Raw genomic sequence first — 14237 nt, forward strand, 5'->3', positions numbered from 1 at the left:
TATTCTACACAAAAAAAGAGAGCATGAATTCTCTCTCTTTTGTCTCTTTAAACTTTTACAATCCAGCCTTCTGGCGCTTCTTTGTCACCAAACTGTATGCCAACCAGTTCATCATATAGTTGCTTAGTCACTGGTCCAACTTCCGTTTCACTATAAAATACATGGAAATCTGTGCCGTTTTGAATCCCACCAATAGGAGAAATAATCGCCGCTGTGCCACAAGCACCCGCTTCGGAGAAGTCCGCTAATCGATCAATGTAAACGTCTCCTTCAAGCGCCGTCATCCCTAAACGTTCTTTTGCTAGCGTCAATAATGAATATTTAGTAATACTTGGTAAAATAGACGCTGATTTCGGCGTAATAAAAGTACCCTCTTTGGTTATGCCAAAGAAATTAGCTGCACCAACTTCTTCAATTTTCGTATGCGTATACGGATCTAAATAAATGCAATCACTAAATTCTTTCTCATGTGCTTCTGCACCTGGTAAAAGACTAGCTGCATAATTGCCCCCCACTTTAGCGGCCCCAGTTCCTCGACCCGCTGCTCGATCATATTCAGAAACGATAAAGTTGGTGGGTGCTAAACCATTTTTAAAATACGAACCAACCGGCACGCAAAAAATAGAAAAAATGTATTCTTTGGCAGGTGCTACGCCAATATTATCGCCGACACCAATCATATAAGGGCGAAGATACAACGTACCGCCCGTTCCATATGGCGGTAAATAAGCAAGGTTGGCTTTCACCACTTCTTGGCATGCAGAAACAAAGGTTTCTACTGGTACTTGTGGCATCAGTAGACGCGCACAACTTTTTTGTAGCCGTTTGGCATTTTCATCTGGACGAAACAAATTGACAGAACCATCTGCACATTGATACGCTTTTAATCCTTCAAAACATTGTTGGCCATAATGTAGAGCAGGCGAACCTTCACTAATCGTTAACTGATTGTTATCTGTTAGCGTGCCTTCTTCCCACTTGCCATCTCGCCAATAACTAATATAACGAAAGGGCGTTTTAATGTAAGAAAATCCTAAATTATTCCAATCAAGATTGGCTTTTTCCATTGTCGTAGCACCTCAATTATTTTGATTTTTTATCTTAATTAGTGTAATTGTACCCACCAAAAACTAGAAAAGCAAGCCTTATTCTCATTCTTAACTTTTGTTATTTTTTCTTACTTGTCCATTTCTCCCTCACCAAAAAACCTTGATAGCCGTTTCTTGAATTGCAACGGAATATCAAGGTTTCGAAAAATTATTCAGTATACTCTTTGGTTTCTTGTAACGTACCATCTTGCTTATAGATTTTCAGCTTTGTTTGCTTATTCCGAGCAATTTCTTGAGCTCGTTCAATCGCCTCTTGTTTGTGGGTAAATGTATTACTTGCTTTTTCAGCGCTGTCTGAAATCACCAACCATTGGTCGTCTTTATATTTAACGTTGACAGCCGCCGTTAATAATTTCCCCGCATGTTTATCCTGTTTATGCGAATCTTGTTTCGTAGGATTTGCTTCTTGTTCGAAGGCCTTTTTGTCTGCTGCACTTGCCTCTTGATACCATTTCTCCGCTTGACTAATCGCAATTGGAATGGCGCGATCATCAGGGTAGCCATCCGCAAGCAACGCATTGCCAATATCTATCGCTTTTTTCCGAATCAAAGGTGCTAAATTTTTCATTGATGTAGGATAATCATTCATATTCCAAGGCATCAAAATCTCCTCCTAAAATTCTGTCTATTAATAGCTTACTACAGAAAAGGAACATTTGAAAAAGAAATGATTACTTTGAATATTTCCTGAACCTTCTTGAGAGAATAAGCCTAATTTCCCATTAGCCAAACTTCTCAATCTTTGAGTGTATGATTACTCATTTCCCTTTGAATCAGTTATGATAAAGGAAGAAATAAATAAATTTTTTGGAGGGATTTTCATGAAAATGTCTAAAGTACTCACCACTGTTTTGACGGCAACTGCTGCTCTTGTGCTGCTTAGTGCTTGTTCATCTGATAAAAAAACAGATAGTAGTTCTAGTAGCAAAGAAACAGCTAATTCAAGTACAGAAGTAGTCTCTGGTGCTTCAATTAGTGCCAAGCCTGAAGAGCTCGAAATGGCGTTAAGTGATAAAGGAAATTGGATTGTCGCAGCTACTGACAATGTCACTTTTGATAAAGAGGTAACAGTTGCTGGTACTTTCCATGATAAGGGGAAAGATTCCAACGATGTCTATCGTAAATTAGCGCTTTATTCTCAAGATGATAATAAAAAAGTAACTGCTGAATATGAAATCACGGTTCCTAAGCTAATCGTTTCTTCTGAAAATTTCAACATCGTTCACGGGACTGTCAAAGGTGATATTGAGGTGAAAGCAAATGGCTTTACTTTAAATGGTACCAAAGTTAATGGCAATATTACTTTTGATAAACAAGAATACAAAGATTCTGCTGACTTAGAAAAAGATGGTGCCACTGTTACTGGTGAAGTCACCGTAGCCAATAATTAAGTTATTACCAGACAATTTTAACTAGTAAAAAACCAATGACAAATGTTCAATCAAATTTGTCATTGGTTTTAGTTTGTAAACACAGTGCCAGCATTGGTAGATAATTACAAAATGAACTCACTCTTTGCCATAAGCCTAAATAATTAAATGGTTTTACCTGTTGCAACTGTGGAATCCTTGCTAAGCCATATAAGCCGGCTGCAAGCATACATAAAATAAACAAAAAGCCAAAAAGGTTTTTATTTTTTTGCGAACCGTCTTTACTATAGATAATGGTTAAGACGCCCGATAATAACAAAAAGCCTGTATAACCGACTGCTGATCCTCCGTTATGAAGCGCGGCAGCAACTGTGCCAGCACTTGAAGTGTTTACGCTGAAGAGACCACTGAAAATACAATCAAATAAACCATAAGCGCCAATCATTGCCACTACTAACCAAGCACCTTTTTTCGTTTTTCTGGAAAAAATAGCATAAATCCTAGGTAAACTTGCTAACATCAACATTCCCGCAATGATAGTTAACCGATTAAAGGTTTCCCTAACTGGACTATTCACATCACCTAATAAGCTAATTACTTCTGTCAATTGATTGTAACCTTGATCTTTGAATCCGACATAATAAGGTGTAAAAAAATCAAGTAAGACCCCTAAAACTAAAAAATAGCCGCCATATTTTTTTAAAAACTGCATCTATTCACCTCAATTTTGATTTTCTATTTACTTCAAGTATAGCATATCAAAAATTCCAAATAATGAAACTTTCTTTCTCACTAAAAAACTTTTCGTCAACGCGAGACGAAAAGTTTTACTTTAGGATTCAATAGAATCTACAATCTTATCATTTTCTTTTGATTCATTTAGCCACTCCGAGACAATAATTTTAATGATTGCAGCAACAGGAACTGCTAAAAACATCCCTAAGACGCCGAAGTACGCTCCCCCAATCGTGATTGAAACAATAATTAAAATCGGATTGACATTTAGGGCATCTCCCATAATTCGAGGACCAATAATATTGCCGTCAATTTGTTGTAAAATTAATAAAACTAGTAACACCGTAATGGCTTGAGTAACACCACCTGTGAAAAGCGTAATCACACCAGCAACAATTGACGCAAAAATCGAACCAAAATAAGGAATCATATTACAAATACCTAATAAAATCCCCAAAGTCACAGCAAATTTCACATTCAAAATACTTAACAAAATCGTTGATGAAACGCCAATTATACAAGCATCAAGAAATTGGCAACTGATAAATTTATAGAAAATTTTATTCGTTGTATTTAACCAGGTTTGTGTTTGCTTGTACACTTTTTCAGACAGCAATTTGTGGGCGGCCTTTTCAACAAATGTCAAAATAGATTGCTTAAATACCAGCGCATATATTGAGATAATCAACGTTAAAAATGCATTTAAAAAGAATGAGGAAACATTTTTAGTCAACGTTCCTAATGAAAATAACGCTTGTGTCCATTGATTTAAAAAACGTTCCGGCGACAAATCTTTAAGGACACTATTTAAATATTTTTCAATCGCGGCTGTTTTTAAAATCCCTTTATCTTCTAAACTCATCACAAACTGAACCATGTGATCATAAAAAGTGGGTAAAGAGTTTGCTAAATCTACTAAATTACTAATGAGTAGCGGAACGATATAGTTTAATGTCAAGACAAAAATAAACAAAATAATCAGGTACAAAAGGAGTACACTCAAGCCATGTTTCGCTTTTTTAACGACTGGTAAAGGTACTCTTTCTAGTAATACCTCGATTTTTTTCTGACTTCCACTCAATAAATAAGCAATCACGAACCCAGTAATGAATGGGGATAAGATGCCTAACAAACCCGAAACACTATGGACAAAGTGCTGATAATTCGTGATTAATAAATAGCCAACGATCAGCGCCATTACAAATAAAAAGCGGACAACCCAGTAATTCCAATCAACATTGTATTTCTTCAATCACTTCACCTCTAAATAAATTATGCCTATCATTGTAATTGTAAACGATTTGTGGCAAAAGGCAAGTTTGTCCATTCGTTCTTGATGAAATACACAAAGAAGCCTGACACTTTAAAAAATGTGTCTGTTTATTCTGCAGTATAAAAATGAGGCACTAGACCTTGCTTCTTTTCATAAAAGAAGCAACTTGGGCTACAAGTACGTTTAACTTGTAGCCCAAGTTGCTTAGATAGACTAAATTTATTTTTTCGATTCCACTGTGACCGTAAAGTTATCCATAATGAAATCTTTATCGGCACCTGTTGTAAAAATACCAAACGTAGTATTTCCTGAAGCATCCCCAATTATTTCTGCTTCATAATGCTTGGTTTGACCATCTGCTGCTGTCGAAGTCAACTCACCGACTGGCTTAAAGTCATTGTTATTTTTCAACTCCCCATTAATGGTCCCAGCAGTAAAGACATTTTCACCATCAGTTTGATAATCAAATTGGACCGTATATTTCTTGTTCGGTTCAAATTTAATATTTTGCGGAATTGTTTGAAGCATCAAACCTGCTCCTTGTTTATGGGCTTTCAAGGACCAGTTGCCTTCTAATACATCTGAAACAAGGTTTCCATTCCAACCATATTGTGTGTAAGGTTCATTTCTTTCTGATAAATGAATCCGTGGATCTTCTACACCACCAGCTGAGCCTTTAACAAACGGATATAATCCAACTGCTTGTGTGTCTTCAAAATCTTGCTTAATAACTGTTTGTTTGTCTGGGTTCATGATATCCGTTTGACGCTCAACAATTCGTAAATCATCAAATTTTGTAACGGAATTGCCTTTATCAACCGCTAACGTCACCGAGCCTTTTTTTGCATTATCTGGGATTTCAAAATCAATTCGCATATTTTGCATATACTGCGGATTTTTCCTGCTTGTATGGTTAATATCTGCCTGAATATAGTTTTGGGCAACCGAATTATTCACTGTCCGCGTATATTTTTTACCACCAATTTTAACAGTTACTGTGGCTTTACGATCATGTGTTTCTGTGTTTAGATACAAACTATATTTTCCTGGTTTAGGAAGATTGATGTCTTGTTTGATTTCGGTTCTTTCTTTTTCTGAACTAAAGACATAATCACCGTTAGCATCTTTTTTAACCTCTCCATCACCTCGGAAAACTTTCCAGTTATTTTTCAAGGTATTGGCTTCATTAAATCCAGGATCTTTAAATGGTGTTCCTGTTCCAAATGTCATCGGTTCAATACTGTCAGGTTCAGCAATGACATACGGTGTATTAGCCTCGGATTGGATGGTCACTTGGTTATTTGTAGTGGCAATTGTGCCTTTGTCAATACGCCCTTGATCTGTTAATTCATATAAATGTAAATTCGTTTTTCCTTGCATTTTCTTATCCAATGACCAAGTGCTGGTACCGCCTTTTGGATTCCAGTGATATAGTTTGTCTTGACCATTGACATTCCAAGGCAGTAGATACGCATCACCTTTTAGAACTTCTGTCTCATTTAACGTAATGCTTCTTGGCGAATTAGCATCTGCTTGAGTAACGGTCACTTTTTCAGCACCGTTCGCTAATTTAATCGTGCCATAGATTTGACCATCTTCTGCTGTTGTAGTTTCCCAGTTTGTAATTTGGTAATGCTGTAAGAACTTAGTTGGGACATTAATGGCAAAAGTTTTTTGGCGATAGGTATTAAAATTGGTTTTACCCACCCAACCTTCATAGGCTTCAAATTCAGCTCCACCTAACAAAGGGTTGTCGGAAATAATCCAAGTGTCTTTTTGGTGATTCCGAATAAAACGAACGATTGTACTGTTAAAGCCTTTCGTTGTTGTACCGCCGTAATCTTTTTCTGCAGACCAATGGTTCCAAACCGAATCATACTCTAAAGCATTCGGAAATTCATTGGTTGTAAACCAACCGAGTGAATTAATTTCTTTACTTAGTTGACGACTTGCCCAACCTGATTCGCCTTGGTTGCCCCAAACATCAACATAAATATAATCTAGATTCGGTGCTTTTTGTTTTAATTCTTTAAAGCGCTCATAGCGACGACCACTAAATGCATCGGGTCTTTGTTTAATAAAATAAGACGGATCTAACCAATCCCAGCCACGCTTCGTTGGATCAACTAATTCCTCATTAAATCCTTTTGCTTCTGGGTAAGACTCGGTGTCATTAATATGCACACCGAAAACGGCATTTAATTTATGGCCTTCATCAATTAATTGATTCAACGCTTGTTCCCCACCAGGTCGCTGACCAATAGCACCATAATCTGGATGCGCAGAATCATGTCCTTCATTTTGATACCCTTTTAGTAAATTCATTTGTCCTAATCCATCTGTTAAATTGTAAATGCGTTTTGATTCGTCTAACGTCACTAAGAATGGGTTTGTCGCCTGACTAGCAAAGTTAAAAGGAATCCGTTGGTTGACTAATTCAGGGACTTTTTCCGCGCCCATTGGGTTATTCATAATTGAACGGAACCCAATTGCCGCATCTTGCCAATCCACCCGCTTGTCGTCATTGCTATCTTTTGAGAATTTAACTTTCACTTCTGGCGTTTCCCCAGTTGTGTAATCTTCCGGTGCATCAAATGGTCGATAGGTCCATGCCCCACTTGACAAGGTTGTTACAAAACCAGTCGCCGCTTCTTTTGTTTGTTTATGGATTCGATTGTTGTCACTACCATCGACAGAGCCGTCTCCATAGGCGTTCGTCCAAAAACTTGCAGCATAATTTGCTGTATTTAAGAAACCGTACATATATTTTTTCGTTTCTTCTTGACTAGTTGTAGTTAAATCTTGGATAGTATCACCATTTTTATTTCCGTTATTTGCATTTGTCCCAGTATTCATCACAACGCCAGAAAAAGTCGCCCCTTCATCTGTACTATTGACAGAAATCAAGCCTTGATTTGGAATTGAAATTGTGTGTATTTTGGTTCCTTCTTCACGAATATCTGAGAGTTTCATAGCTAATTCTTGGCCTTCTGAAACAGTCAATGTCGTTGTGAAACGCAGACCAATTTCTGGGACAGCTACGTTATAAACGGCTTGATTTGCTTCACTCTTCTGTTTTTCAGCAGTTGCTTTATATGCTTTGCCATCAATCATTACTTGGTCAATTTTCTCGTGTTGGCCATTAAAAATCACTTGATTACTCTGAGGGTCTTCGTAGCGAATAATTCGTGGAAATTGTGGATCAACCACGGCTGTTAAATCTGCAGAAGAGATTTTGTCGCCTTTTTCAGCTTCATTGGCTTTAGCAACAACAACGCTGGCTTTTGCTTTGATGTTTGTATTTTCCAAAGTACCGTCGACTTCAAAAGTCCCTGGTTCTTTGTATGCATCAGGATCGATTTCATCCCAACGGACTGCTTCATTGGCTTCTTTACCAGTATTATAGGTCACTTTTACTTGTTTCGGTAATTTTGGTGCGACACCAATTTTTGTAAAAACTTTGACTGGCGCAATTTGTGTCACTTCTGGCACAATTTCTGGAATGCTATCTACGGGGCCATTTTTAAAATAGTCATAATTGACAATTTTTTTGTCGTACCACAAACGGACACCCACATGTCCGGCTTCTGTTGGAATTTTGTCTCCGTTGGCCAAAACAGGTTCTCCTTCGTAAATCAACGTGGTGTTAAGCCAGATAGTAATTTTTTCACCAACATAACGTACTTTCAACAAATAATTCGTATCTTCATTTAACGTTGGCCCAGAAATCGAATCATTCCACGAATTAGGGCTTTCAACTAACCATTTGCCATTCGCGTTATAGCCTACAAAAACCCAGCTATCTTTGGTATTACCACGTATAATCACACCCGTTCGACCGCTTCCAGCAGTGTATTTAAACTTTGTTTCTACTTCACCATCAGCTAATTTAGGGGAATCTAAATTTAAAGATACGGCATTATTACCTGCTGCTGCATCTCGTGAAATCGCCAATGACTCTCCTGCTAATTCTCGATTTGTTTTACCAATCACATCTTGCCACTCACCAATTTTCCCTCCTGGAAAATCAGATTGCCACAATTTTTCCTCTGTTGCGGTAGGTTCCACCATTGATGAGCTTGTTTCAGTGCTGCTGTTTGTTGTTTCTTCTGCAGACGTACTTAATGGTACTAAAATCGTTGCGCTTGCCAATAGTGTCAATGTACTAAATCGTTTTATTTTCCCATGTTTCATCTGATAAATCAGCCCCCTAACATTTTTTGAACACGCTTTCATTATTAGCAATTAAAGGGGCGTTCCAAAAATAAATTCTTTTATTTTTGGAACGTCCATCTCTAAATCATTCTCTTAAAAACTTTGATTACTTACGACAACAAGTCAGAATTATTCATCCTCGTCATCTACTGCAACATTTAGCAGCAATTCGTTGACTTTCACAATACTTTCTGCTGATTCATTAACATAGTCACCTTCGATCGCTAATAAACTTGCATTTACATAGCTGATAACCATCGGTAAATTCATCCCAGTATATAAGTCAAACGAAGCACCTTGCATAATTTTTTTAGATAAAATATTACAAGGTGTCCCCCCTAATAGATCAGCAAAGACAACAAAATCTTCTAACGATTCCGTAATCGCTTCAAATTTTTCTAAAAAGTCAGCTTCACCTTCTTCTGGTAATAAAGCAACAGTGGAAATTGTTTCTTGCGGTCCCATAATCATCTCCGCACTTTTTTTCAATTCCTCGCAAAAACGGCCATGACTTACTAAAACTAAATGTTCACTCATCGATTTTCTCCTGTCTTACTTATTTTGAAATAACACCTAACGCAGACAATGCGACACAGACAATTAATACGATAAAAATGGCTTTAGTAGACGTCATATTCTTTTTACCTAGCATCCAATAAACGCCACCGACAATTCCTGCAGGAAGTAGACGTGGTAAAATCATATCCAAGTTATTTTGCATGTTAAGTGTTACATCCCCAATACTTGGTGCCCATGATAGTTTGACATTAACCATTGTTGCCACTAAAGCGCCAACCATGAAGACCCCTAGTAAAGTTGCAGCATCTGTTAAGGCAGTTAAGCGGTGTTGCATAGTTGTTACCAAAGAAATTCCTTCGCGATACGCAAATTCCAATTGTTTCCAACGGAAGACCATCACGGCAATTTGAGCAACAATCCAGATAAAGATACCAGTTGGGTTACCATTAATCGCCATGTTAGCAGCTAGCGCCCCAAAAATAGTTGGAATTAAAGCTGCGAAAATTGAATCCCCAATTGCTGCAAACGGTCCCATTAAACCAGTTTTCAAACCTGAAACTGTTTGTTTTCCAGCAATGCCTTCTTTTTCTTCAATGGCCAAATCGATCCCTGTAATAATCGTATTAAAGAAGTTTGAAGTATTGAAAAATTGCGTGTGTGTTTTCATCACTTCTTTTAATTCAGGCGTATCATCCCCATAAATTTTACGCAATTGTGGCAAAATCGTATACAAGTAACCTGATCCTTGCATTCTTTCGTAGTTCCACCCTAATTGGAAAGTAAACAAGCTTCTGCGATTAATTTGTTTAAAATCTTCTTTCGTCAATTTATAATTAGATTTCGTCATCTTCAATCTCTCCTTCGTCTGAATCATTCGCTGCATGTTCTTTTTTTGCTGCTGGCCCACTCGGAATCATTTGACCATTTTTGTAGCTAATTGCGGCTAAAGCGAAACCAATTAAAGCGACTGCTAACATTGGTAGTGCGTTAAATACACCACTGAAGTCTTTCACAACGCTCGCAACAGATGTTCCTAAAAGTTGTATGTTTGTAAAGATTGTTCCTAGTAAAGCAGTTACAGTGAAACCAAGAATTAAATAAGGGAAATGTTTTTTCACTGGTAAGTAACGTAGTAAAATTGCAAAACCGACCGCTGGTAAGACCGCCCCAGCAACAGACAAGCCATCACCTAACCATTTCAAATCGCCATTTAGGACAGATACAACTTTTTGTACTAAACCACCACCAAAAGCAAGTGCTAAGAAGACTGGAATCATTCGAGAAAGAGACCAAGGTAAGGCACCCATTAAGAAGTTACGTTCAATTCCTTTGTAGTTCATATCTTCGACCATTTTATCAATCCGATGTGCAAAGTAGGTATTCGCAAAACGAGCCAAAATGTCTAATTGAATCATTAAACTAGCAACTGGTACTGCAATAGCAGCGATTGCTTGTTCAGGGTTCATTCCTAAAGATACAGAAAATGCTGTGGCAAGAATCGTACCTGAGTTAGCATCAATTTTGGAGGCACCCCCGAAAGTCCCAACTCCTAATACAGTTAATTGCATGCTTCCACCAATAATAAGTCCTGCTTTAATATCCCCCATCACTAATCCTGCAAAAAGACCTGCAAACACTGGCGCACTTAATGAAGAATAAATTTGTAATTCATCTAAAATTTGGTATCCTGCGTATAATGTTAATAATAAGATCTGCCACCATAAGATATTCATTTTTTGTTCCCTCCTATTTTGTTATCAAACTCATAAAGTCTTCCGCTTTGTCACTTGGCACCATTTGAGCAATCAGATGGACACCTTTAGCATTTAACTCTTTAAAAACCTCAATATCTTGATCGACCACATTGATTGACTTAGTAATCGACCGTGTTTCGTTTGTTTGAGACATGTTCCCAACATTGATTTCTTTAATCGGCACCCCAAGTTCTACTAGTTTTAATAAACGATCTGGTTTCCGTACCACAATTAGTAAACGTTGTGAGTCGTATTTTCCTGCTAAAATATTTTGAGCAGCTTTTTCAACTGGTAACACGCTTAGTTTCACGCCAGCTGGTGTTGCTAATTTCAAGCCACTTTTTTCAATGGCATTCCCTGCAACTTCATCATCAACGACCATAATTCTGGAAATATTCAATTTTGTCGCCCATAAATTTGCCACTTGTCCATGAATCAAACGTCCATCAATTCTTACGCCAATAATACTCATTGTAATCCCTCTTTCATTTCTTTATATAGTGGTTCTTTTACTAACTGAATTTCTGGTTGGTACGTTCCTTCCGTTTCAAAAATGACGATCTCATTTTGCCCTTCTTTTAATAATCCTTTGGGAATATATAAGGAAAGCGTGGGACCAACATTCCAGAAACGACCAAGATTGGTTTGGTTAACAAAAACAATTCCTTTGCCGAATTTAGAAACATCAATAAATGTATCTTTCACTTCTGCTAACTCCACATGATACTGGTAAAAGCTTGGTTGATCAGGTTGCCATTCTCTTGAATAGTCTACCTGTTCACAGCTTGTCATAGGTAAACAATATTGTTGCCATTGCGTCATAAAATGTAAATCTGCCATGACACCCGTTCGAATCCCTTTTTTCTGAGTATCTGCAAATAGTTTATGCCCGTAATTGACACGACCCATATTTTCCATTAAAACATCGATTTGATTATTCTCTTGCGGCAGTGTAACGTAAATATCTTCACCAATTTCCGTTTGATATTGCGTTGCTTGATGTACCTGATTGACAAATAATTGCAGACGATCACGACCGTCAATCACTCTTAGCTTTTCTTCTGCAGCATCTTTTTCAATGCTTGTTCGGTAAAGAAGATAGCCTGTATTTTGTCCTAATTGTTCCATGGTTTGCGGATAAACGCTGACCACTGGCTGACTAATCGTTTCTAAAGTCGCAAACAAACTCACTTTGTTGGTTAAAGGAATTGCTGTTTGCGCAAAAGATTCTTTTACTAATGGTTCAGCTTGTGGTAACGCAGGGTACTCTTCGTGAAGCATTTTTTGTAACGCAAAATACTTTTCGGTTGGGTTCCCTTGTTCATCAAGTGGCGCATCATAATCATAGGAAGTGATTTGTGGTAAATCAATGGTTCCTCGTGCGGAGCAGCCATTCATAAACCCAAAATTGGTGCCGCCATGAAACATATATAAGTTGATACTGCCTAATGCTAATGCTTCTCTAACTGATTCAGCCAATTCTTGCGGATCTCGTTTAATAATTGGCTCTTTCCAACGATTAAACCAGCCATCCCAAAATTCCATACACATTAACGGCCATTTTTTACCATGTTCTTCAAAAAAGGCTTGCATCATACCGAAATTTTCTTTGGCTTTTGAGCCAAAATTCCCAGTTACTAAAATATCATCTTCAATCATGCTGCCTGCCCGCAATGTTGCGCGCCATGGCCCGTCAGAAGTAAAAAATGGTGCTGTCACGCCGCGTGCAATCATCAAATCGCGAATCGCCCGTAAATACGCTTTTTCTTCGCCAAATGAACCATATTCGTTTTCGATTTGAATCATTAAAATATTGCCACCGTTAGCAAGTTGATGCGGAACAATTTTTTCCATTAAAACATCATAATATTCCGCAACATGCTTTAGATAGGTTGGATTATTCGAACGCATCCGTCCTGGTTCATTTAATAGCCAGGCTGGAAAACCGCCAAACTCCCATTCTGCACAAATATAAGGAGACGGCCGCACAATCGCATATAGTCCAAGTTCTTGTGCTAATTTTAAAAAGCGCTCCAAATCTAATATTCCCTCAAAATGAAATGTTCCTTTTTGCGGTTCATGTAAATTCCATGGCACATAGGTCTCAACTGTATTGAAGCCTAAAGCTTTCAAGTTATAAAGTGAATGATACCAATCTGAGGGATCTACACGAAAATAATGAATGGCGCCTGATAAAATTTTAAATGGTTGACCATTTAAAAGAAACTCCTCTTTAATTTCAAATCTGTCCACATTGCCACCCTTTCTAGTAAACGCTTTCAATTACTGGATAATTGCTAAATAAAGAAAGCTCTTTATTTAGCAATTTCAACTACTTGGATGTTCATAAGATGTTTCTTCACGTTCTCTACGTCTACATGCCCAGTCATTCTTTCTTGGGCATTAGCCATTCCAGCCGCCATGCCCCATTTTAGCAGTTCGGCAGCTGGGGCATCCTTGGCTAGTCCATATGCAAGACCAGCAATGGTTGCATCTCCTGAACCAACAGGATTTTTAGCTTGAATCGTTGGAATTTTTACACGATAGAATTGATCGTGATGTTTGGCAATTGCACCATCTTTTCCTAAAGATATGACAATCCATTCAATTCCCGCAAACATTGGTTTTGTTAAAGCTGTTTGTACAGCTGTTAATGGATTTTCTGAAAAATCTTGCTCTAGCAATCCTTCTAGTTCCTCTAAATTAGGTTTAATTAAATACGGTTTCCATGATCCTTGAAGAACTTGCCTTAAACTATCACCAGAAGTATCTAGTAGTACTTTAACCTCTTGTGCGTGAGCTTTTTGAACTAATTCTTGATAAAAATTTGATGGTAATCCTTTCGCTAAACTGCCAGAAATTGTGACAATTTCTGCTTGCTTAATTAATTGATCGAAATTTTCAAGGAAGTTACTGATTTCTTCTGGGGAAACAGTCGGTCCAGCTTCTAAAATTTCAGTTTGATTCCCTTCGTGCAAAATCGCAATCGAATCACGTGTTTCTTCTTTGATTGACGTAAATGCTTGGGGGATGTTTGCTTTCTTTAACTCGTTTGCAATAAACGCCCCATGAAAACCACCAAGAACGCCGGTAGCTATAACATCTCCACCTAAATCATGAATAACGCGAGTGACATTTAGTCCTTTGCCACCAGGGGTTTTGGTCACCTGACTGGTCCGATTAACGGTATCAAGCTTTAGATGATCTAATAGGTAGGAGATATCAATTGACGGATTCATTGTTACTGTTACTATCACAGCTA

The 14237-nt window shown here is 37.8% G+C and carries 12 protein-coding genes; 1 reads left to right on the forward strand and 11 read right to left on the reverse strand.

Annotation, left to right across the window (positions count from 1 at the left end; translation table 11 throughout):
* Positions 1-47: 47 nt before the first annotated feature.
* Positions 48-1067, reverse strand: coding sequence for a branched-chain amino acid aminotransferase (locus tag IGL17_RS07785; RefSeq protein ID WP_010707490.1), 1020 nt, complete (start codon positions 1065-1067; stop codon positions 48-50).
* A gap of 190 nt (positions 1068-1257) precedes the next feature.
* On the reverse strand, positions 1258-1710 hold the full coding sequence (locus tag IGL17_RS07790; RefSeq protein ID WP_002361962.1) for a DUF2188 domain-containing protein: 453 nt from the start codon (positions 1708-1710) through the stop codon (positions 1258-1260).
* 178 nt (positions 1711-1888) lie between these two features.
* Here IGL17_RS07790 and IGL17_RS07795 point away from each other — a divergent pair, with 178 nt between their 5' ends.
* The gene (locus IGL17_RS07795; RefSeq protein ID WP_002382413.1) at positions 1889-2500 is read left to right on the forward strand and encodes a lipoprotein; all 612 of its coding nucleotides are present in this window, start codon (positions 1889-1891) and stop codon (positions 2498-2500) included.
* Positions 2501-2546: 46 nt separating this feature from the next.
* Here IGL17_RS07795 and IGL17_RS07800 read toward each other — a convergent pair whose 3' ends face one another.
* The 9 genes from IGL17_RS07800 to IGL17_RS07840 all read right to left on the reverse strand — a co-directional run bounded on the left by IGL17_RS07800 (position 2547) and on the right by IGL17_RS07840 (position 14232).
* Positions 2547-3191 (reverse strand): DUF998 domain-containing protein, encoded by a 645-nt coding sequence (locus IGL17_RS07800; RefSeq protein WP_010825302.1) that lies wholly within the window; start codon positions 3189-3191, stop codon positions 2547-2549.
* Between the two features lie 120 nt (positions 3192-3311).
* Entirely contained in the window at positions 3312-4466 is a 1155-nt protein-coding gene (locus IGL17_RS07805; RefSeq protein ID WP_010708161.1) for an AI-2E family transporter, read from the reverse strand.
* A 240-nt stretch (positions 4467-4706) separates the two neighbouring features.
* Positions 4707-8681 (reverse strand): endo-alpha-N-acetylgalactosaminidase family protein, encoded by a 3975-nt coding sequence (locus IGL17_RS07810; protein ID WP_438760120.1) that lies wholly within the window; start codon positions 8679-8681, stop codon positions 4707-4709.
* A gap of 150 nt (positions 8682-8831) precedes the next feature.
* Positions 8832-9239 (reverse strand): PTS sugar transporter subunit IIA, encoded by a 408-nt coding sequence (locus tag IGL17_RS07815; protein WP_002419866.1) that lies wholly within the window; start codon positions 9237-9239, stop codon positions 8832-8834.
* 19 nt (positions 9240-9258) lie between these two features.
* Positions 9259-10068 carry a PTS system mannose/fructose/sorbose family transporter subunit IID gene (locus IGL17_RS07820; protein WP_002357254.1) on the reverse strand — a complete coding sequence of 270 codons (810 nt, stop codon included), beginning with the start codon at positions 10066-10068 and terminating at the stop codon, positions 9259-9261.
* Positions 10055-10954, reverse strand: a complete 900-nt coding sequence (locus tag IGL17_RS07825) for a PTS mannose/fructose/sorbose/N-acetylgalactosamine transporter subunit IIC (RefSeq protein WP_078126752.1) — start codon at positions 10952-10954, stop codon at positions 10055-10057. The genes IGL17_RS07820 and IGL17_RS07825 overlap by 14 nt, the downstream gene beginning before the upstream one ends.
* A gap of 13 nt (positions 10955-10967) precedes the next feature.
* A complete protein-coding gene (locus IGL17_RS07830) occupies positions 10968-11447 on the reverse strand; it encodes a PTS system mannose/fructose/N-acetylgalactosamine-transporter subunit IIB (RefSeq protein WP_002361968.1) in 480 nt (159 codons plus the stop codon).
* The gene (locus tag IGL17_RS07835; protein WP_016618312.1) at positions 11444-13258 is read right to left on the reverse strand and encodes a glycoside hydrolase family 35 protein; all 1815 of its coding nucleotides are present in this window, start codon (positions 13256-13258) and stop codon (positions 11444-11446) included. Before IGL17_RS07835 ends, IGL17_RS07830 begins: the two co-directional genes overlap by 4 nt.
* A gap of 32 nt (positions 13259-13290) precedes the next feature.
* On the reverse strand, positions 13291-14232 hold the full coding sequence (locus IGL17_RS07840) for a hexose kinase (RefSeq protein WP_078126751.1): 942 nt from the start codon (positions 14230-14232) through the stop codon (positions 13291-13293).
* Positions 14233-14237 lie beyond the last annotated feature (5 nt).

Source organism: Enterococcus sp. AZ088, assembly GCF_051714845.1.
Classification (GTDB): Bacteria; Bacillota; Bacilli; order Lactobacillales; family Enterococcaceae; genus Enterococcus; species Enterococcus faecalis.

Bases quoted from the DNA above. Each gene is read 5' to 3' on its own strand.
- IGL17_RS07790 (WP_002361962.1), bottom strand. From the start codon at position 1,710: ATGCCTTGGAATATGAATGATTATCCTACATCAATGAAAAATTTAGCA.
- IGL17_RS07785 (WP_010707490.1), bottom strand. From the start codon at position 1,067: ATGGAAAAAGCCAATCTTGATTGGAATAATTTAGGATTTTCTTACATT.
- IGL17_RS07795 (WP_002382413.1), top strand. From the start codon at position 1,889: ATGATAAAGGAAGAAATAAATAAATTTTTTGGAGGGATTTTCATGAAA.
- IGL17_RS07820 (WP_002357254.1), bottom strand. From the start codon at position 10,068: ATGACGAAATCTAATTATAAATTGACGAAAGAAGATTTTAAACAAATT.
- IGL17_RS07800 (WP_010825302.1), bottom strand. From the start codon at position 3,191: ATGCAGTTTTTAAAAAAATATGGCGGCTATTTTTTAGTTTTAGGGGTC.
- IGL17_RS07815 (WP_002419866.1), bottom strand. From the start codon at position 9,239: ATGAGTGAACATTTAGTTTTAGTAAGTCATGGCCGTTTTTGCGAGGAA.
- IGL17_RS07825 (WP_078126752.1), bottom strand. From the start codon at position 10,954: ATGAATATCTTATGGTGGCAGATCTTATTATTAACATTATACGCAGGA.
- IGL17_RS07810 (WP_438760120.1), bottom strand. From the start codon at position 8,681: ATGAAACATGGGAAAATAAAACGATTTAGTACATTGACACTATTGGCA.
- IGL17_RS07830 (WP_002361968.1), bottom strand. From the start codon at position 11,447: ATGAGTATTATTGGCGTAAGAATTGATGGACGTTTGATTCATGGACAA.